Origin of the sequence: Kitasatospora sp. NPDC086791, assembly GCF_040685975.1 — a bacterium.
In the GTDB taxonomy this organism is placed as follows: domain Bacteria; phylum Actinomycetota; class Actinomycetes; order Streptomycetales; family Streptomycetaceae; genus Kitasatospora.
The window spans coordinates 65,456-84,593 of sequence record NZ_JBFBOC010000021.1 but is presented as its reverse complement, the minus strand read 5'-3'; the positions used below and the strand labels follow the sequence as shown (position 1 = coordinate 84,593).

Below are 19,138 nucleotides of genomic sequence, written 5' to 3'. Positions count from 1 at the left end.
CTCCCTCGGCTCGACCCGATTCTACGTCCGCGCCCCGGAGCGGGAATTGGTGTGGACCGGCCCGTGAATTCCGGTCATTCACTGTATGGAATCACCGAGTTTCCCGGCCTCCACACTTGACTGTTTTTTAGCAACGAATTGCTTGGTCATGGATCACTTCGCACACCGGTTCTGTCATGTTCTAGCCAGCGTTCTCGACCCCGGAACGCTTGGCCCCTTGCCGGCCCCCACAGCCGGCCGGAGGAGGATCCGTTGCGCCCCCGTTCCCTTGCTCTCGCCGCCGCGATAGCCGTGCTGCCGCTGACCGCCGTCTCGCTCGGCGTCTCCACCGCGCAGGCCGCCACTCCCCACGCCACCCCGCGCGTCGCCCTGCCGAACACCGTGAACCCTGCGGTCGCCCACTCGGAGAAGAAGGGTGACGTCCCGGCCGAGCAGCAGATCTCGGTGGCCGTCAGCCTGAAGCTGCGCGACACCGACGCCCTGGACCGCTTCCTCACCGCGGTCACCACGCCCGGCACCCCCGAGTACGGCCACTACCTGACGCCGGAGCAGTTCACCGCGCGGTTCGGCCCGACCCAGGCCGCCGTCGAGCAGGTCAAGACCTACCTGGCCCAGCAGGGCCTGACCGTCACCGAGGTGAGCGCCAACCGCCAGGTCGTCAACGCCCACGGCACCGCCGCGCAGGTCTCGCAGGCCTTCGGCACGCACGAGAGCGCGTACGTCGACCCGCAGCTGCAGCGCGCCTTCTTCGCCAACGACGACGCCGCCTCGATCCCGTCCGACCTGGCCTCCGTGGTCCAGGGCCTCAGCGGCCTGGACAACCACGCGGTGCGCAAGAACCGCCTGGCCACGCCGAACGCGATCACCCCGAACGCCGCCACCGCCAGCCCGAGCGGCATGTCCCCGGCGCAGTACACCGGCGCGTACAACCTGAACAAGACCGGCGCCGACGGCACCGGCACCACGGTCGCGCTGTGGGAGTTCGACGGCTACCAGTCCTCGAACCTGACCACCTACGACTCCCAGTTCGGCCTGACCGGCCCGGCCGTCTCCACCGTCTCGGTGGACGGCGCCAACTACGACTCCGCCCCCGGCCAGGGCCAGGGCGAGGTCGAGCTGGACAGCGAGATCGTGCGCGGCGCGGCGCCCAAGGCCACCCAGCTGGTCTACGAGGCCCCGAACAGCGACCAGGGCGAGATCGACATGGCCAACAAGATCGTGGCCGACAACCGGGCCTCGGTCATCTCGATCTCGTGGGGCTCCTGCGAGCCGGACACCACCGCCGCCTCGATGACGGCCGTCGACAACGCCTTCAAGCAGGCCGCCGCCCAGGGCATCTCGATCTTCTCCGCCTCCGGCGACGACGGCTCGCGCGACTGCACCCGCTCCACCAGCGGCGCGACCGTGAAGGCCGTCGACTTCCCGGCCTCCAGCCCGCACCAGACCGGTGTCGGCGGCACCAACCTCAAGGTGGGCGGCGGCAACACCTACTCCTCGGAGAGCGCCTGGAGCACCGCCGGCGGCGGCGTCTCCACCGTGTTCGCCAAGCCGAGCTGGCAGACCGGCACCGGGGTCAACGGCACCATGCGCACCGTCCCGGACGTCGCTTCCAACGCCGACCCGGCGAGCGGCTTCTCGATCTACACGGCCGGCGGCTGGCAGGTCTACGGCGGCACCAGCGCGGCCGCGCCGCTCTGGTCCGGCTACGCGGCCCAGTTCAACCAGAAGGCCAAGGCCGCCGGGCAGCCGGTCCTCGGCGAGGCGAGCCCGCGGCTGTACACGGTCGCGAACAGCAGCAGCTACGGCAGCGTCTTCCACGACGTGACCACCGGCGCCAACCAGGACTTCTCCGCCAAGGCCGGGTACGACCAGGTCACCGGCTGGGGCTCCCCGGTCGCCGACGCCCTGACCACCGCCCTGCTCGGCGGCGGCACCACCCCGCCGTCCGGCGGCTGCACCGCCGCCCAGCTGGTCGGCAACGGCGGCTTCGAGACCGGCGCCGCCGCCCCGTGGACCACCTCCAGCGGCGTGGTCGACAACAGCTCCTCCCAGGCCGCCCACTCGGGCAGCTGGAAGGCCTGGCTGAACGGCTACGGCTCGGCCCACACCGACACCATGTCGCAGACCGTCTCCATCCCGGCCGGCTGCGCCTCCGCGAAGCTGACCTTCTGGCTGCACATCGACACCGCCGAGACCGGCTCCACCGCGTACGACAAGCTGACCGTCCAGGCGAACAGCACCACGCTGGCGACCTACTCCAACGTGGACGCCGCCGCCGGCTACGTGCAGCGCACCCTGGACCTGACCTCCTTCGCCGGCCAGACCGTGACCATCAAGTTCACCGGCACCGAGGACTCGTCCCTGCAGACCAGCTTCGTGATCGACGACGTCGCCCTGAACGTCAAGTGATCACCTTCCGGTAGCACCCGGTCACCCAGGGTGCCGCCGGACCGCACCACCGATGCCCCCGCCGGGGCGGCGCCGACTGGGCCCGCCCCGGCGGTGTCACGTCCGACCGGCCCGCCCGGCGGGGGCCGCGGCAGGAGACGTGTTTCCGGACTGTTTCAAGATCGCTAACCATCCGGTTGACCTGCCGTGACCACTGTCATACGCACGACTGATGACGTAGCCTCTCGACCGTGCATAGGGTTCCCCAAAGCTCGGTGAAGCCGCTGGCGGCGCGCCCCGGCGTCGGTCCGGTCCCACCGAACTCACCTGGTGGGGAGGGTCACCGCATGGCCGCACAGCAACCTCAGGACGCCGCGCGGCTTCGGCTGGTCGGGTCGCACCCGGAGCGCCCCGGGCCGCCCGCGCCCGCGCCGGGCCGGACACCCGCGCCGAGCCCGGCCCCCGCGCCCGCCCCGGCACCGGCGCCGGCCCCCGGCCGGCTCGCCCCGGTCGGCGGCTTCGCGGACACCCTGCACCTGGCCATCGAGGCCAGCGGCCTCAGCCTGGACCGGATCCGCGCGGCCCTCGCCCAACGCGGTGTCAGGGTCAGCGTCACGACGCTGAGTTACTGGCGGCGCGGCCGCAGCCAGCCCGAGCGGGCCAGCTCGCTGCGCGCCGTCCACCTGCTGGAGGAACTCCTCGGGCTGCCGCACAGCGCGCTCTCCTCGCTGCTCGGCCCACCCCGCCCGCGCGGCCGCTGGGCCGCCGCGGCCAACACCCTGCACCTCGGGCTGGAGGACGTCTGGCCGGGCGAGCAGGAGATCGCCTCGATCTTCGCCGAGCTGGACGCCCCGTCGGCCGGCGAGCTGGAGCGGCTGAGCATCCACGACTCGTACTACGTGGACGCCGAGCGGCGCGGCAACCTGCTGCGGATGCGCCAGGTGGTGCGCGCCACGGTCGGCGGCGTCGGCCGCTGCCTGGTGGTGCACAAGGCCGACGAGGAGGCCACCGGCTGCCCGGAGATCACCTCGGTGCGGCACGGCCGGCTGGGCCGGGTGCGCCGCCGCCCGGAGGCCGGGCTGACCGTCGCCGAGCTGATGCTGGACCGCCCGCTCGGCCTCGGCGACAGCACCGTCTTCGAGTACGAGGTGGAGATCCCGCCGGGCGGCCCGACGCTGGAGTACAGCCGCCGCTTCGCCACCCCGGTGCGCGAGTACGTGCTGCAGGTGCACTTCGACCCGGCCGCCGTCCCGGCGCACTGCGAGCGCTACGACCGCGAGCCGGGCGCCGACGTCGACCACCGCCGCGAGCAGCTGTGGATCGGCGCCTCGGCGAGCGCCCACGTCCTGGCCCCGGACCAGCAGCCGGGCCACATCGGCATCCGGTGGGAGTGGGCGTAGCCCGCGCGCTCCCGCCCCTTCCGCTCCTCCCCGCCCCGTCGGACCGTCAGGTCCGGCGGGGTTTTTCGCATGCCCGACCCCGAATCTAACCGCTTCCACTCCACGTACCGGTTGACGAGGCATCACCTAACTCCTACTCTCATGATTACCGGTTAGGCAGACGCCTCATCGGAAGCCCCAGCCCCGGGAGTGACCAGGCATGTCCAGCACCACCGCGATCCGCACCCTGCAGACCGGCCACGTGGGCCTGAACGTCACCGACCTGGCCCGGTCGATCGACTTCTACCGCGCCGCCCTCGGCCTCCAGGTCACCCAGGAGGGCACCGACCCCGAGCGCCGCTTCGCCCTGCTCGGCCGCGACGGCCGCCTGGTGGTGACGCTCTGGCAGCAGAGCGCCGGCACCTTCGCCACCGCGAACCCCGGACTGCACCACCTCTCCTTCGAGGTCGAGAGCCTCGACGAGGTCCGCGCCACCGAACGGCTGCTGCGCGAGCTCGGCGCCGGGTTCGCCTACGACGGCGTCGTGCCGCACGCCGAGGGCTCGGCCTCCGGCGGCATCTTCTTCACCGACCCGGACGGCATCCGGCTGGAGGTCTACACCCGCACCGGGGTGGACGAGACCGAGGCCGCCGCTCCCACTGCAGGCGCCCCGACCTGCGGCTTCTTCTAAGCCAGCGGTTTCCGAGCCGTCCGATTCGGAGCCCACCGCTTCGGAGCCGTCCGCTTCGGAGCCGTCCGCTTCGGAGCCGTCCGCCGCACACGGCCGCGTCCGACCGACCCCGGGGAGCCGAGCATGACCACCACCAGCACGCCGTACCACGCCGGCGAGCGGGCCGCCCAGGCCCGGGCCGGCCGGACCGAACGGGCCGACCACGCCGGCCGGTCGATCCGCGACACCGTCCCGGCGGTCGCCGCCCGTTTCCTGGCCGAGCGGCGGATGCTGGTCGTCGGCGCCGCCGACCCGGACGGCCGGGTCTGGGCCACCCAGCTGGCCGGACCGGCCGGCTTCCTGCGGGCGGCGGACGAGCGGACGCTGGCGGTCGCCGCCCGCCCCGCCGGGGCCGACCCGCTGGCCGGGGCACTGTCCCGCCCGGCCCGGGTCGGCACCATCGCCCTGGACCCGGCCGGCCGGCGCCGGATGCGGCTCAACGGCGGCGCCGTCCCGGACGGCCGGGGCGGGCTGCTGATCACCGCCGACCAGGTGGTCGCCAACTGCCCGAAGTACATCCAGCGCCGCACCCCGCTGGACCGCCCGGCCGCCAGCCCGCCCCGTACGGTCGCCGCGGGCCCGCGGCTGACCACCGCGCAGCGGCTGACCGTGGCCACCGCGGACACCTTCTTCATCGCCAGCACCGGGCCGGACGGCAGCGTGGACGCCTCCCACCGCGGTGGCTTACCCGGCTTCCTGGAGGCGGTGGCCCCGGACCGGCTGCGCTGGCCGGAGTACCCGGGCAACAGCATGTTCCTGACCCTCGGCAACCTGGAGCTGGACCCGCGAGCCGGCCTGCTGTTGCCCGACTGGGAGACCGGCGGGGCGCTGCTGGTCACCGGCGAGGCCCGCACCGACTGGTCGGAGCGGGCCCGGCAGGCCGCCCCGGGCGCCGAGCGGACGGTCGAACTGGTCGTCACCGGCGTGGTCGAGCTCGCCGACGCCACCCCGCTGACCTGGACCGGACCCGAGTACTCGCCCGTCATCCCGCGCTGACCGCGACTCAGCTCAGGGCGGCCCCACCCGGTACCACCCCCCCGACGCCGGCCGTCGGCGCCACGCCGCGACGCCACGCCCGGGAATCCGAACAGCCGTCACCCGCCCGGCTCAATCCGCCGCGCCGCGCTCCGCCCGCTTTGGGACTTTGGTCCCGATAACACGCGGAGTCGGCCCGGGAAGGCCAGTCCTGTCACGTCGTCAGGCCGTGACCGGGAAAGACCGCAGGAAAGAGGCGGAGCATGACCCTTACCGACCTGTCCCCGCTGATCGAGTTCGACGAGGTCGAACCGGAGGCCGACTGCATATGCGGGGGCTGCGGTGCCCGCCGCCGCGCCCGGCTGCACGCCGCGCCGGTCCACGAGGGCGGACACGCCGCGGCCCGCAGCCTCCGCCGCCGGGCCGCCGTGCTGGTGGCCGCCGTCGGCACCGCGCTCGGCGGCGGGACGGCCGCCGCCGTCCCGGCCCTCGCGGCCCCCGCCCCGGGCCCCGGCCCCACCCCGGGCGACAGCGGCACCGCCCGGCCGCAGACCCCCCAGGGCGAGGTCAGCGGCCTGAACGGCCGGGCCCCGAGCGTCCGCGCCTACGCCGCCCCCGACGCCGGCCGGCCGGTCACCCGGGCGCAGATCATCCAGCGCGCGCAGAGCTGGGTCGACCAGGGCGTGCCGTACGGCATGGGCCGCTACTGGTCGGACGGCTACCGCCAGGACTGCTCCGGCTTCGTCTCGATGGCCTGGGGCCTCGGCAGCAGCCAGACCACCTGGACCCTGCCGGACTTCGCCGAGCGGATCGGCAAGAACGACCTCCAGCCCGGCGACGTGCTGATCCGCAACAACCCGGCCGACCCGCAGGCCGGCTCGCACGTGACGATCTTCGGCGGCTGGGCGGACTCCTCGCGCACCAGGTACGTCGCCTACGAGCAGACCTCGCCCGGCACCAGGAAGCGCACCACCCCGTACGCCTACTGGAGCAACTCCGGCTCCTACCTCCCGTACCGCTTCACCGGCCTGTCCGGCGGCAGCGGCGACGGCGCCGGCCCGACCGCCTTCCCCGGCGCCGACCGGTTCGGCCCCGGCGCGAACAACGCGTACGTCACCGAGCTCGGCCGGATGCTGGTGCGGCGCGGCGGCGCCCGCTTCTACTCCGAGGGCCCCGGCCCGCGCTGGACCGAGGCCGACCGCAGGGCCACCCAGGCCTTCCAGCTCGCCCAGGGCTGGCGCGGCGCCGAGGCCGACGGCATCCCCGGCAAGGACACCTGGGACTACCTGGTCCACGGCAAGGGCCGCGCCATCGACGGCGGCACCCCCCTGCCCGCCCCGCTGCCCCCGCCACCGCCCGTCACCGGGGCACCCGCGTTCCCCGGTGCGCGGTACTTCGGCCCGGGCCGGGCCAACGACCACGTCCGGCAGCTCGGCGAGCGGCTGGTCCGCAAGGGCTTCGGCGCCGCGTACCGCACCGGCCCCGGCCCGCGCTGGACCGAGAGCGACCGGCGGGCCGTCCAGGCCTTCCAGCTCGCCCAGGGCTGGCGCGGCGCCGAGGCCGACGGCATCCCCGGGCCGGACACCTGGCGCCGGCTGTTCTCCTGACGCCGGCTCCTTTCCTGACGCCACCGCCCCGCCCGGGACGCGGTGCCCGGCCGGTCCGGGCGCCGCGCCTCAGCGCTTCCCGGACATCCAGTGGAAGAGGCCCATCGCGACGCTGGTCGCCAGGTTGAAGCTGGACACCCCGGGCTGCATCGGCACCGCGACCAGCTGGTCGGCGCGCGCCTTGAGCTCCGCCGACACGCCGTGCCGCTCGGTGCCGAAGGCGAGCAGCGCGTCGTCCGGGAACGGCAGGTCCCGGATGTCGGCGCCCTCCGGGTCCAGCACGAACAGCGGCCCGGCGGGCAGCTGCGGCAGGGTCAGCCGCTCGACGGCGGTGGCGAAGTGCAGGCCCGCGCTGCCGCGCAGCACCGTCGGGTGCCACGGGTCCAGGTCGCCGGTGGTCACCACCCCGGTGGCGCCGAACCCGGCCGCCAGCCGGATCACCGCCCCGACGTTGCCCAGGTTGCGCGGGTTCTCCAGCAGCACCACCGGCGCCCGGCGCGGCCGCCGGGCCAGGGCCGCCAGGTTGGCCCCGGGGGAGGGCCGCACGGCCAGCGCGATCACCCCGGTCGGGTGCAGCCGGGGCGCCAGCGTCCGCAGCGCCGCCTCCGGCAGCTCCACCGCGAGCCCGTCCAGCGCCGGGGCCACGTCCTCGGCCAGCTCGGCGGCCAGCGCCAGCAGCGCGGCCCGGTCGGCGGTCAGCACCCGCCGGACGTCACCGCCGAACCGCAGCGCGTGCTTCAGCGCGTGGAACCCGTCCAGCAGCACCGCCCCCGGCTCCCGCTCGCCCGCCCGCCACGCCCGCACCACCTCGTCGTCCATTCCGCTCACTCTGCCACCCGCCCGGGGGCCGGCTCACCGGGGCGCCCGGCCGCGGCGATCACCTCGTCGAAACCGAGCGCCCGGCCGAGCTCCCGCCCGAGTTCCCGCCCGGGATCCCGGTCGGTCGCGCCGTCCGGGGCGGCGGCCAGCCCGGCCAGTGCGAGGTCCAGGTGACGGTGGACCAGCGAGCCGTCCGCGTCGAGCGCGGCCAGAGCGCCCGGCAGCGGACGGGACAGCCGGACGCAGAGCAGCACCAGGTCGCCCATCCCGACGTCGGGGCGCAGCCGCCCGGCGTCCTGCGCGGCCCGCAGCAGTCCCTCGACCGCGGTCACCGCGCCGTGGCGGACGGCCACCAGCTCCTCGTCCACCACCAGGCGCTCCAGCAGCACCACGATGGCCGCGCCCATCCGCAGGTCCGCGGCGGCGTGCACGAAGCGGCGCAGCGCCGGGTACGGGTCCGGCTCGGCCCGCCGGGCCTCCTCGGCGGCCGCGGTGAGCCGGGTCAGCAGGTCGACGACCAGCGCCCGGACCAGGGCCTCCCGGTCGGGGAAGCGCCGGTAGAGGGTGGCCGGGCCGACCCCGGCCCGCCGGACCACCGCGTCCAGCGGGGCGTCCGGGCCCCGCTCCAGGAACACCTCGCAGGCGGCGTCCAGGATCCTGCGCCGGCTGCGCTCCGCGTCGGCCCTCATCCACAGCTCCCTAACCGGAGAAACTTTCTCCTCCTATGCTACCGTCGCTGACGAAACGGAGAACATCTCTCCGCATCGTGGTTCCCGTTGCCTGCTGAGGAGTGACGCCATGACCACCGACACGCCCATCACCGACACGCCCACCACCACCGCACCGACCACCACCGCACCGACCACCGGCACGCCGGCCGTCCGCACCGGGATCGACGGCACCTCCCACCCCCGCGAGGCCGTCCTCGCCTGGGAGCTCGACCGCGCCCGCGCCGCCCTGCGCCTGCTCAAGCAGCGCCTCGGCGACGACCGGATCCGCGAGCTGCTCGCCCCCGACACCGCCGCCGCCGACGCCGCCCTGGCCGGCTGGGCCCGCGCCTCCGCCGGCCGCTGGCGCACCGCCGTCACCGAACTCACCGCGCCCGGCATCGACGCCGAGCGCTTCCTCACCTGGTGGCAGGGCCGCCTGCGGGCCGGCGACCGCGCCGCCCTGCTCGCCGCCAACCCCGAGCACTACCTGGCCGACTCCACCGGCGAACGGGTCGAGATCATCGAGACCATCGGCACCGGCCCCGCCCGCTTCTTCCTGCACTTCCACGACGACGTCCCCATCGCCGCCCCCGACCACGCCGCCTTCCCGGTCCGCATCGGGGGCACCGGCACCCTCGCCGACGGCACCGAGGTGCTGCGCGTCATGCACGAGTTCGCCGACACCCCGGACGGCCTGCGGATCCGCCTCACCGTCCAGTTCCCGGAGGCCGCCCCCGAGCACCTGGCCACCGGCCACCAGTGGCACTTCGCCTGCGAGTTCGCCAACTGGCTGGAAGCCGCCCACCGGGCCTGACCCGGCCCGCGTTCCCGGCCCCCGTTCCGCGCGCTCCGTGCCCCCGCCCGGCCGTGCGCAGGGAACGGGGGCCGCGCGGCGGCACCCGCCTACCGGGGCTCCGCGCTCCCCCGCAGCGCCCGCTCCAGGTCCCGCAGCGCCTGCACCACCAGCCGGCTCCCCGCCCGCACCACGTCCCGCTGCACCCCGGCCGGCGCCTGCGCCAGGTGCTCCTCCAACCGCGCCTGCGCGTCCCGCACCGCCCCGAACTCCACCGGCTGCCCCGTCAGCAGCGCCCCGGCCGCGAGCGCGGTGGCCAGCCGCAGCTCCTCCGCGTACTCCCCCGTCCCCGCCACCGGTTCGGCGTCCGCCGCCGGCAGGTGGGCCTCCAGCAGCACCGCCGCCCGCCCGAGGTGCCCGACCGCCGCCCGGGCCCGGTCGATCTGGCGCCGGCTCACGTCGGCCAGCCCGGACTCGTGCCGTCCCGGCTCGGCGTCGGCCCGCTGCATCGCCTGGATCAGCTCGGACCGCGCCTCCCGCGAGTCCAGCAGCGCGCTCCGCACCACCCGGCCGCGCGGCGCGGCCGGCGTCTCGTAGCAGGCGATCACCGACCCCGCGTACCGCCCGGCCGCCGCCAGCCACTCGGCGAGCCGCTCCCCGAGCCGGGCCGTCTGCCAGGTCGGGAACAGCGCGTACGTGACGAGCGCGATCGACCCGCCGAGCAGCGTGAGCCCGACCCGCTCGAAGGCCGTCACCAGCGGGTTCCCCTCCTGCAGCCCGAGCAGGAACACCACGTACGACGAGATCCCGACCGTGGTCAGCGCGTACCCGGTCCGGAACGCGAGGTACGCCCCGCCGATGCAGCCCACCGCCAGCGCGGCCAGCACCCACTGCCCGGGGTGGGCGAGCTGCACCACCAGGGTGGAGACGGCGACCCCGACGACCGTCCCGGCGAGCCGGGCGACGCCCCGGCTGTAGGTCTGCGCGAAGTCCGGCCGCATCACGATCGCGGCGGTCATCGGCGCCCAGTACCCGTGGTGGAACCCGGCGAGCCGGGCCAGCAGGTAGGCGACGGTGACCACCCCGGTGAGCCGGACGGCGTGCTGGAAGACCGCCGAGCGCGGCCGCAGCTGACGGCGGACGGCCCGCAGCGCGACCGGCAGCATCCGGCCGATCGACGGCTTGTGCAGCGCCCCGCCGGCCCCGACCACGGGCGTGGTGACGGTGTCCTCGTCGCCGCGGTCCAGGGTGTCCGCGGCCTTCCGCAGCAGTCCGCCCAGCCGCCGGGCGGAGCGCCGGGCGGCGCCCCGCAGCCGGGGCCCGTCCTCCGGCCCGGTCAGGGTGAGCGAGGGCGCGGACCGGGGGAGCCGGACCGGGTCGCCGGTGCGGATCGCCCGGGCGAGGGCGTCCATCACGTCGGCGGAGGCGGCCAGTACCTCCCGGGCCCGGTCCCGTTCCGGTCCTTCCCCGGGGGCGCCGACCTTGGGATCGGCGAGCGCGGCGAGGGTGGGCCGGATCCGTTCGGCGATGCCGCGCAGGCCGCGCAGCTCGGCCGGCCGGTGGCGGTCCTGCCAGGGGGTGAGGGCGGCCGCGTGCCGGGCAGTCATGAACGGCGCCGGGTCCACGTGCGCGGTCGGGTCCTGCCGCAACCGGCGGGCGTAGTCGGCCAGTTCGGCGTAGGTGTCGGCGAGGGCGCCCCGCTGCGCGGTCCAACTCCCGATCGGCCAGAGGGTGATGACGGCGGCCTGGACGACCCCGCCGAGGGCGGCGACCAGGCCGTGACCGAGCGCGGCGGCCGCGCTGACCGGGAGCTGGACGACGATCAGCATCACCGAGACGGTGTTGGTCGCGACCACGCCGGCGGTGGGTCCGGTCGCCCAGGCGAGCCCGGCGCCGAAGGCCCACACCGCGAGCAGCACCGGGAACAGCCCGGGGACACCGGCCGCCAGGTAGCCGAGGAAGGTGCTGATCCCGAGTCCGGCCCCGGCCGCGACGGCGAGGCTGGCCCGGGGGCGGAAGCTGCGCTGGAAGGTGGCCGAGCCGGCGATGAACGCCCCCATCGCGGCCGAGGTGGCGAGCGAGACCCCGCCGAGCGCGAGCGTCGGGAAGAGCACCAGCGCCACGGCGACCGCCCCGCGCATCGCCCGCTTGGGGTCGGTGAGCGCCCGGTCCAGGGTGAGCCCGGTCCGCGCGGTGTCACGAAGCGCTGCGAACCAGGACATACCGACATCCTAGGGCGCGGGCCTGCGCCGGATCCGGCCGGTGAGGGTCCGGCGCACCCGTGCCGCCCACAGCAGCGCGCCGGTCGGCAGGAACACCGCGTCCGCCGCGATCATCGCGAGCGAGAACACCGGCAGCCCGAGCACCACCGCGATCCCCGCGTGCTCCAGCATCATGACGGCCAGCAGCACGTTCTTGACCCGCCGGTCGAGCAGGGTGAACGGGAAGGCCACCTGCACGATCACGGTGCCGTAGGAGATCAGGAAGACCGGCAGCAGCGCCGAGCCGACCAGCGCGGACAGCCCGGGCCAGGGGGTGAAGTAGTCCAGGTGCAGCGGGTAGTACAGCGCGGTGCCGTCCTGCCAGCGCGAGCCCTGCACCTTGTACCAGCCGGCCGTGGCGTAGATCAGCACCACCTCGACGGCGATCACCAGCATCGCGCAGTTGTGCACCATGGTGGCCAGCGCGTCGAGCACCGCCCGCGGTTCGCCGTCCGGCCGCAGCCGCCCGAGCACCCACCAGGCGCCGGCCACCGCCCAGAGCCCCCAGAACAGCGGCGACCAGCCGAGGTACGGGAAGGTCCGGCCGGTCCAGGTCAGGCTCCCGCCGGAGAAGCCACCGCACTGGCAGACCGTCAGGGCGGCCCCGAGGACGCCCCAGAGCACCACCCCGGTCCACCCGTCCCGCCCGGTCCGGGCCCGCCGGGCGTCCAGCGACCAGACCTCGGCGCAGCGGGTGAAGACCAGGTAGACCGCCATCAGGTGGACGACGTTGTCGCCGCCGTCGCCGAGGAAGACGTCGCGGTTCTGCAGCGACAGCACGGTGACCAGGAACAGCACGGTGCTCGCCCTGGTCCGCCAGCCCAGCAGCACGGCGAGGGCCGCCAGCACCGCCAGGTGGTAGACCAGTTCGAACCAGGGCCGCCCGCCGAACCAGGGCAGCACGGTGAACGCGCCGTCGTCGCCCAGCAGCCGCTCGGCGAGCTCCGCAGACCAGGGGGAGCGGTCGCCGTACAGCACCCGGCGGTTGGGCCATTCGCGCAGCAGGTAGGCGAGCCAGACCAGCCCGAAGCCGATCCGCACCACGGCGGCCTGGTGGCGGCCGAGCACCCGCCCGGTGAAGGCCTCGACGGCCCGTCCGAACGCTCCGGCCACTCCCGCCCCGCGCACCGCCGGACCGTCCGGCCCGTCCGACCCGTCCGACCCGTCCGACCCGGGTACCGGCGGCTGCCCGGCGGCGGCCTGCCGCGGGACGCCGTCGGTCCGGCCCTCCTCCTCCGGCGGCACCACCGCGCCCGACCGGGGCTCCCGCTCCGACACCCCGTTCATCCGAGCAGCCCCCGGTAGTCCTCGTCCGCCACCGGCCACCACGGCAGCTCCCGCGCCCTGGGCCCGGGCGGCGCGGCCTCGCCGCTCCAGGCCGGAGGCGCGACGGTGGCCGTGGTGACCCGGAACCGGATCTCCAGGATCCGCTCGCCGTCCGTCTCCCGGCCGATCCGCTGCAGCGCGATCCGCTTCAGGTACTGCTCGGCGAGCTTGCCGCGCGGGTTCGTCGGCGTCTCGTCCAGCGAGTCGTGCGAGCCGTCGTAGAAGTCCCAGGCGCGGCGCAGCAGGTTCTGGTCGACGTGGCTGGGCGCCGGGTTGCCCCGTATCGCGGCGACGTCCCGCGCGGTCAGGCCGGTCCAGTCCCGGGTGGTGGTCGCCCCGCCGGGCGCGACGGTCCGCACCTGGGCGTCCAGGCTGACGTTCTGCTGCAGCGGGTTGGGCGCGAACAGCTTCCAGTTCTGCTCGAACTCCGGGTAGACCACGCCGTCGATCTCGTCCCGGTACTGCCGGGACAGCGAGTTGGCCGGCGCGACGTGCAGGAACACCGCGGCGAGGAACAGCCCGGTGCCGCCGATCAGGGCCGCCCCGGCGAGGCCGAGGACGAGCTGCGCGGGCTTCGACCAGGCCCTCCCCCGGGCCGGCCGGTCCGTCGTCTCCGTCATGGCCTCCCCAGCCCGGTCGGCGGGCGGCGCCCGGCCCGATACCGGGGCGCTCGCGCGCCCATCCTGCCCTACCGGGTGACGGGCGCGGCGGGCCCGAAGGGCCGAAGGCGCGGGGCCTACAGGACGAAGGCCTCCTGGTCGGTGCTGCTCACCATCGGACGGCCGGCGCTCTGCCAGGCGTACATCCCGCCGTCCACGTTCACCGCTTCCCGGCCCTGCTGCACCAGGTACTGGACGACCTGCGCGGAGCGGCCGCCGACCCGGCAGAGCACGTACAGCTTCTCGTCGGGCAGCTCGCCGAGCCGGGCGATCACCTGGCCGAGCGGGATGTGCAGCGCGCCGTCCACGTGGCCCGCGTCCCACTCGTCCTGCTCGCGCACGTCCAGCAGGACGGCGTCGGCGGGCACGGCGGCGGCCTCGGCGGTGGGGATCTGCGCGAACATCGTGTGGCTCTCCTGGGCGTGGGAAGGCGGGGGGTCGGTCGGGTCCGTGCCATTGTCGCCCACCGGCACCGGGCCGTGGCCGTCCACCGGCGCGTGGCCGTGCACCGGCCCGTGGCCGTGGCCGTGGCCGTCCACCGGGCCGCGGGCGCCGAGCAGCCGCTCCAGCTCGGCCTGCCGGTCGGCGGCCTTGGCCAGCAGCTCCTCGGCGAGCTGCTCCAGCAGCCGGTCCGGGTCCTGCGGGGCGAGGGCGAGCAGCTGGCCCATCGGGGTCTGCTCCAGCCGGACCTGCTCGGCGGCGGTCCGGGCGATCCGGTCGGTCAGCCAGTCCAGTCGGCGGCGCAGCCAGTCCGCCCGGTCCGGGGAGCCGACGGCGGGCGCGGCCTCCGGCGCGGTGGACCACTCGGCGGCCAGGCCCGCCAGCGCGGTGGCGTCCCCGACCGCGTAGGCCTCGTTGACCCGGGCCAGGAACGCGGCGCGGCGCCGCTGCTCGGCCGGGTCGGTGGTGAGGTCGGGGTGGGCGCGCCGGACCAGCTCGCGATAGACCCGCTGGGCCTCCTTGCCGGGCCGCACCCGGGTCGGCGCGGCGGGCGGCGGCGGGGCCGCCTCCTCCGGGCCGGACTGCTCCCGCTGCTCCCGCACGGAATCGAACAGCGCGTCCAGGTCGGGCAGTTCCTCGACCTGTCGGCGGGCCTCGGCGGCCCGGCGCAGATCCTCCGGCAGACCGGTGCGGGCCGCGACCGCCTCGGCGACCAGCGCGTCCAGCTCGTCGAGCCGGGCGTAGAGCGGGCCGAGCAGCTGGTGGTGGATCAGGGCGAAGTTGTCGATCTCGACCCGCAGCGTCTGCACGTCGACGTCCATGCTGAGCCAGGCGAGCTCGGCGGCGGCGACCCGCTCCTCCAGCTCTCCCCCAGCCTCCGGCCGGGGGTGCCCCCAGCGCTCCGGGTCCGTCCAGCGGGCGGGGCTCTGCGCGCTCACTTCTCGCCTCTGTCTCGTCCGGCCGGCTGCGTCCTGCGGGTCCGCCGCACGGGCGGCGGTCCGGCATGCCACCATACCGCCGCGCGCGAAAGCCCCGTCCGGGTGAACCGGAGGTACGGACCGGCGCGCGCCGCGCGACACGCAACCGATACTGAGGAATCTCCCCGTTTCGGTATCAAGCCCGGCCCGGTCCGTGCTTCGCTGGTATCCGCACAGCGCGCCTTCCTCCGGAGAGACGGCCGCCTCCAGGCGTGGCGGCCAGGCGGGAGCAGACCGAATCCATGGTGGCCGAGTCCAACTCCACACCGCGTCCGGCGGCCGACGGACCCGCACCGGGCGACCACCCGACGGGCGTGGCCGCCCTGGTGCGGCTCGCCCCCGTCCTGGTCGACCGGTCCGGCCGGATCGCGCAATGGGGCCGCGCCGCCGAGGAACTGTTCGGGCACCGTGCCGACATCGCCCACGACCGCCCCGCCTCCGGCCTGCTGCCCGCCTTCGAGTCGCGGGTGCTCGGCCGGTGCTCCGTCCGGCGCGCCTGCGACACCTTCGACACCCTCGCCGAGCTGACCTCGGCCGGCCGCCCCTGGGCCGGGCGGCTGACCGTGACCGACCGCGAGGAGCACCAGCGCGACGTGCTCTGGTGGGCCTACCCGCTGCCCGGCCCGTCCGGCGGGCTGCTCGCGCTGGCCGCCGACGCCCGGCCGCTGCGCACCGTCGGCCCCCGACTCGCGCTCGGCGAGCGGCTGCTGCCGTTCTCCGCCGCGCCCGCCGCCCGGGGCGGCTTCCACGGACTGACCGCCGCGCTCACCGCGCCCACCGACCGGGTGCCCGAACCGCTGGCCCGGCTGTTGCCGGCCGCCCACCGCGCGGCGACGCTGGCCGCGATCGGGCTCGGCGGACCGCCCGCCCTGCGGCTGGACGCGGTCACCGTGCTGCCGGTGCTGCCCGCCGACGCGCAGACCGGGACGGCGCACGCGGCCGCCGGGATCAGCCGCCGCTACCCGACACCGCAGCAGCGCGTCGCCCGGGTCGGCCCGCCGCCGCCGCCCGAGCAGACCCCGCCCGGCCGCCGACCGGCCGCCCCGTTCCCGGCCCAACGCGAGGCGGCCCAACGCGAGGCGGCCCAACGCGAGGCCGAGCAACGCGACGCCGCCCGGCACGAGGCCGACCACCGCGAGGCACACGTCCCCGACACCGACCGACCCGAGGCCACCGACCTCCCCGCCGCCCGGCCGGTCGCCGCCGCCGGCAGCGGCGCCACCGGCAGCGCCACCGCGGCCGGCGCAAGCCCGTCCGTCCCGCCGCCGGCCTCCGGCCGGGAGGCACCCGCACCCACCGGAGGAGGAGCCGCCATCGACCGGGCCCCCGTCGAGTCGGCCGCCGACGGCCACCCGCCGCCACCCACCGACCGGGCACCGGACGCCCCCGCCGCGCCCGCCCCGGTCCCCGCCCCCGCGAGCGCCGAGGCCCCGCCGAGCGGACGGCTCGGCCCGTTCCTCACCAACGGACAGGCCGGCGAGCAACTGGCCCTGCTGAACGAGGTCGGCGGCAAGGTCGGCACCACCCTGGACCTCGGCTTCACCGCCCACGAGCTGTGCAAGGTGCTGGTCCCCCGGGTCGCCGACTTCGCCTGCGTGGACCTGGTGGACGGGCTGATCTCGGACTCCGAGCTGCCGGTCGCCCGCCCGGACGACGACACCATGCTGCGCCGGGTCGCCCTGGTCTACAACGAGACCGGCGGCGCCTGGGACCACGTCCTCACCGAGGGCTCGCTGGTCAGCATGCCCCGCCGCACCCCGCCCGGGATGGCCCTGCAGCTGAACCAGCCGGTGCTGGTCCCGGTGGTCAGCGCGGACGTCGCGGTCGACTACGCGATCGCGCTCGGCGGCGTCCGGCTGGCCCCGGTGGTCTCCGGCCGCTCGATGCTGGTCGTCCCGCTCTCCGCCCGGGGCACCGTGCTGGGCATCCTCAAGCTGCTCCGGCTGCCCGACCGCGCCCCCTTCGACGAGAGCGACGCCGCGACCCTCAAGGAGCTGGCCGTCCGCGCCGCGCTGTCGCTGGACAACGCCCGGCTGCACCGCGCCGAGGCGAGGGTCGCCACCACCCTGCAGCGCTCGATGATCCCGACCCGCCCGCCGCAGATCCCCGGCGTGCAGATCGCCCACCGCTACCTGCCCGGCGACCCGAAGGCCGAGGTCGGCGGCGACTGGTTCGACGCGATCCAGCTGCCCGGCAGCCGGGTCGCCCTGGTGGTCGGCGACGTGATGGGCCACGGCATCCACTCGGCCGCCGCGATGGGCCGCTTCCGCACCGCCATGCAGACCCTCGCCGCCCTGGACCTGCCGCCCGGCCAGCTGCTGCGCCACCTGGACAACCTGGCCCACAAGCTCGGCGACGACCACCTCGCGACCTGCCTGTACGCGGTCTACGACCCGATCAACCGGACCTGCGAGCTGGCCAGCGCCGGCCACGTCCCGCCCGTCCTGGTGCACCCGGACGGCACCGGCGAGCTGCTGGAGATCCCGGCCGGCGCGCCGATCGGCGTCGGCGGGGTGCCGTTCGTCGCCAAGACCATCGACGTCTCGGACGGCTCGATGCTGGTGCTGTGCACCGACGGCCTGGTCGAGGTCCGGGGCGGGGACATAGGAGCCGGCCTGGCCGCGCTGTGCGGCAACCTGATCGACCCGCAGCAGAGCCCCGAGCAGGCCTGCGACGTGGTGCTGGAGCGGCTGCACACCGACGACCGCAAGGACGACGTCGCCCTGCTGGTGGCCCGCTTCGACGGGGTCGCCCCGTCCGAGGTGGCCACCTGGGACCTCACCGTGGACCAGAGCGAGGTCCGCCGGGCCCGCTCGCTGGTCCGCGAGCAGCTGGCCGGCTGGCACCTGGAGGCGATCAGCGACACCACCGAACTGCTGGTCAGCGAGCTGGTGACGAACGCCGTCCGGGTCGCCCGGGACCGGGTCCAGCTCCAGCTGATCCGGGTGGACAAGCTGCTGGTCGAGGTCAGCGACGACAACCACAACCTGCCCTCGCTGGAGCCGGCCGAGCAGCTCGGCGAGACCGGCCGCGGCCTCACCCTGGTCACCAAGCTCGCCGAACGCTGGGGCACCGCCCGCAAGGCGGTGGGCAAGGTCGTCTGGTTCGAACTGCCCCTCCCGCACGCCTGACGGCCGCGTACGGATGCCCGTGCGCGGCCGTCAGGACGTGGGAACACGTGGAACGCGGACGACTCCCCTCAGGGGATGACGGCCCCGGCCGGCCGGCGCCGCCGGGCCTCCACCGCGACCTCCCGGGAGGCGGCCGCGGCCACCGAGGTGGCGGCGCCGACCCCGGCCAGCACCCTCGGCCAGAAGTCCCCGAAGACCTCGACCGAGACGGCGATCAACAGCGCGGTGATCACCGCGACCACGTGCTCCAGACCCGCCAGGTTCGGCAGTACGACCGCCTCGCCGACCATCAGGACCACCACCAGGCCGGCGGTGAACCAGGCCCGGCACCGGAAGGCGATGCAGATCGCCAGCGCGACCACCGCGGCCGACGGCCCGGTGTCCCGCACGTAGGCGACCCACTTCGGGAAGCCGAACAGGTGCTCCGGCCCGATCGCCACCCCGACCCGGGCGAACAGCGTGCCCGCCAGGGTGCAGGCGTACGCGACCACCAGGGTCATCCGCCGGCCGAGCACGATCTCGGCGATCGCGAAGACCACGAACACCTGGGCCAGCGCCCCCCAGACCGGCAGGTCCAGCGCCGGAACGTACAGCGACAGCGGGGTCCGCACCAGCGAGACCTCGACCGGGAGCGCCGCCCGGACCACCCCGATCTGGTTGACGAAACGCTCACCGCCCGGCAGGTGCTGGACGATGCTGAACAGCAGGATCAGAAACGTCGCCAGCGTGGCCAACGGAACCGCTGCGAACTTCTTTCGCGCCACGGTGTTCCGAACCGTCACGAACAACGTCCCCCACTCGGCGACAGCGGCCGTTCCGGCTAGCGCCAGCGGCCCCTTTCGCACGCCCCCCGCGTGGGTCCTGTGAATCACAACCGTTTCTCCGAATCCCCGAACTCTCGTCTACTCCCACATTAGAAGCCTCTTAACAGAGCCACATCGG

14 protein-coding genes are annotated in these 19,138 nt (G+C 75.4%); 7 read left to right on the top strand and 7 right to left on the bottom strand.

Annotation, left to right across the window (positions count from 1 at the left end):
• Window positions 1–252: 252 nt before the first annotated feature.
• The 5 genes from AB0Q99_RS24720 (at window position 253) to AB0Q99_RS24700 (ending at window position 7,079) form a co-directional block, all read left to right on the top strand.
• Complete coding sequence (locus AB0Q99_RS24720) at window positions 253–2,409, top strand: protease pro-enzyme activation domain-containing protein (RefSeq protein ID WP_363575243.1); 2,157 nt, start codon at window positions 253–255, stop codon at window positions 2,407–2,409.
• A 326-nt stretch (window positions 2,410–2,735) separates the two neighbouring features.
• The gene (locus tag AB0Q99_RS24715) at window positions 2,736–3,788 is read left to right on the top strand and encodes an XRE family transcriptional regulator (protein WP_363575241.1); all 1,053 of its coding nucleotides are present in this window, start codon (window positions 2,736–2,738) and stop codon (window positions 3,786–3,788) included.
• Between the two features lie 199 nt (window positions 3,789–3,987).
• Window positions 3,988–4,458: a VOC family protein gene (locus AB0Q99_RS24710; protein WP_363575240.1), complete on the top strand. Its 471-nt coding sequence runs from the start codon at window positions 3,988–3,990 to the stop codon at window positions 4,456–4,458.
• A gap of 123 nt (window positions 4,459–4,581) precedes the next feature.
• Complete coding sequence (locus tag AB0Q99_RS24705; RefSeq protein ID WP_363575238.1) at window positions 4,582–5,493, top strand: pyridoxamine 5'-phosphate oxidase family protein; 912 nt, start codon at window positions 4,582–4,584, stop codon at window positions 5,491–5,493.
• Between the two features lie 242 nt (window positions 5,494–5,735).
• A complete protein-coding gene (locus tag AB0Q99_RS24700; RefSeq protein ID WP_363575236.1) occupies window positions 5,736–7,079 on the top strand; it encodes a peptidoglycan-binding protein in 1,344 nt (447 codons plus the stop codon).
• Between the two features lie 69 nt (window positions 7,080–7,148).
• Here AB0Q99_RS24700 and AB0Q99_RS24695 read toward each other — a convergent pair whose 3' ends face one another.
• Both AB0Q99_RS24695 and AB0Q99_RS24690 read right to left on the bottom strand, forming a co-directional pair.
• Window positions 7,149–7,898 (bottom strand): RNA methyltransferase, encoded by a 750-nt coding sequence (locus AB0Q99_RS24695; RefSeq protein WP_363575234.1) that lies wholly within the window; start codon window positions 7,896–7,898, stop codon window positions 7,149–7,151.
• Between the two features lie 5 nt (window positions 7,899–7,903).
• Window positions 7,904–8,587 carry a helix-turn-helix domain-containing protein gene (locus AB0Q99_RS24690; protein ID WP_363575232.1) on the bottom strand — a complete coding sequence of 228 codons (684 nt, stop codon included), beginning with the start codon at window positions 8,585–8,587 and terminating at the stop codon, window positions 7,904–7,906.
• Window positions 8,588–8,696: 109 nt separating this feature from the next.
• Here AB0Q99_RS24690 and AB0Q99_RS24685 point away from each other — a divergent pair, with 109 nt between their 5' ends.
• The gene (locus tag AB0Q99_RS24685) at window positions 8,697–9,422 is read left to right on the top strand and encodes a hypothetical protein (RefSeq protein ID WP_363575231.1); all 726 of its coding nucleotides are present in this window, start codon (window positions 8,697–8,699) and stop codon (window positions 9,420–9,422) included.
• Window positions 9,423–9,511: 89 nt separating this feature from the next.
• On the opposite strand, the gene AB0Q99_RS24680 is transcribed toward AB0Q99_RS24685, so the two are convergent.
• The 4 genes from AB0Q99_RS24680 to AB0Q99_RS24665 form a co-directional block, all read right to left on the bottom strand.
• Window positions 9,512–11,623, bottom strand: a complete 2,112-nt coding sequence (locus tag AB0Q99_RS24680; protein ID WP_363575229.1) for an FUSC family protein — start codon at window positions 11,621–11,623, stop codon at window positions 9,512–9,514.
• A gap of 9 nt (window positions 11,624–11,632) precedes the next feature.
• On the bottom strand, window positions 11,633–12,949 hold the full coding sequence (locus AB0Q99_RS24675) for an HTTM domain-containing protein (RefSeq protein WP_363575227.1): 1,317 nt from the start codon (window positions 12,947–12,949) through the stop codon (window positions 11,633–11,635).
• Window positions 12,946–13,608 (bottom strand): DUF5819 family protein, encoded by a 663-nt coding sequence (locus tag AB0Q99_RS24670; RefSeq protein WP_363575225.1) that lies wholly within the window; start codon window positions 13,606–13,608, stop codon window positions 12,946–12,948. The genes AB0Q99_RS24675 and AB0Q99_RS24670 overlap by 4 nt, the downstream gene beginning before the upstream one ends.
• Before the next feature lie 116 nt (window positions 13,609–13,724).
• Window positions 13,725–15,026 carry a rhodanese-like domain-containing protein gene (locus tag AB0Q99_RS24665; RefSeq protein WP_363575223.1) on the bottom strand — a complete coding sequence of 434 codons (1,302 nt, stop codon included), beginning with the start codon at window positions 15,024–15,026 and terminating at the stop codon, window positions 13,725–13,727.
• A gap of 251 nt (window positions 15,027–15,277) precedes the next feature.
• Between AB0Q99_RS24665 and AB0Q99_RS24660 the strand changes: the two genes are divergently transcribed.
• Window positions 15,278–18,196 carry a SpoIIE family protein phosphatase gene (locus AB0Q99_RS24660; protein ID WP_363575221.1) on the top strand — a complete coding sequence of 973 codons (2,919 nt, stop codon included), beginning with the start codon at window positions 15,278–15,280 and terminating at the stop codon, window positions 18,194–18,196.
• 68 nt (window positions 18,197–18,264) lie between these two features.
• Here the strand turns inward: AB0Q99_RS24660 and AB0Q99_RS24655 are convergent, their stop codons facing one another.
• A complete protein-coding gene (locus AB0Q99_RS24655; protein WP_363575219.1) occupies window positions 18,265–18,960 on the bottom strand; it encodes a hypothetical protein in 696 nt (231 codons plus the stop codon).
• Window positions 18,961–19,138 lie beyond the last annotated feature (178 nt).

Excerpts from the sequence above, each read along its gene's own strand:
- AB0Q99_RS24715 (WP_363575241.1), top strand. The coding sequence starts at position 2,736 with ATGGCCGCACAGCAACCTCAGGACGCCGCGCGGCTTCGGCTGGTCGGG.
- AB0Q99_RS24710 (WP_363575240.1), top strand. The coding sequence starts at position 3,988 with ATGTCCAGCACCACCGCGATCCGCACCCTGCAGACCGGCCACGTGGGC.
- AB0Q99_RS24705 (WP_363575238.1), top strand. The coding sequence starts at position 4,582 with ATGACCACCACCAGCACGCCGTACCACGCCGGCGAGCGGGCCGCCCAG.
- AB0Q99_RS24700 (WP_363575236.1), top strand. The coding sequence starts at position 5,736 with ATGACCCTTACCGACCTGTCCCCGCTGATCGAGTTCGACGAGGTCGAA.
- AB0Q99_RS24695 (WP_363575234.1), bottom strand. The coding sequence starts at position 7,898 with ATGGACGACGAGGTGGTGCGGGCGTGGCGGGCGGGCGAGCGGGAGCCG.
- AB0Q99_RS24690 (WP_363575232.1), bottom strand. The coding sequence starts at position 8,587 with ATGAGGGCCGACGCGGAGCGCAGCCGGCGCAGGATCCTGGACGCCGCC.
- AB0Q99_RS24685 (WP_363575231.1), top strand. The coding sequence starts at position 8,697 with ATGACCACCGACACGCCCATCACCGACACGCCCACCACCACCGCACCG.
- AB0Q99_RS24680 (WP_363575229.1), bottom strand. The coding sequence starts at position 11,623 with ATGTCCTGGTTCGCAGCGCTTCGTGACACCGCGCGGACCGGGCTCACC.
- AB0Q99_RS24675 (WP_363575227.1), bottom strand. The coding sequence starts at position 12,949 with ATGAACGGGGTGTCGGAGCGGGAGCCCCGGTCGGGCGCGGTGGTGCCG.
- AB0Q99_RS24670 (WP_363575225.1), bottom strand. The coding sequence starts at position 13,608 with ATGACGGAGACGACGGACCGGCCGGCCCGGGGGAGGGCCTGGTCGAAG.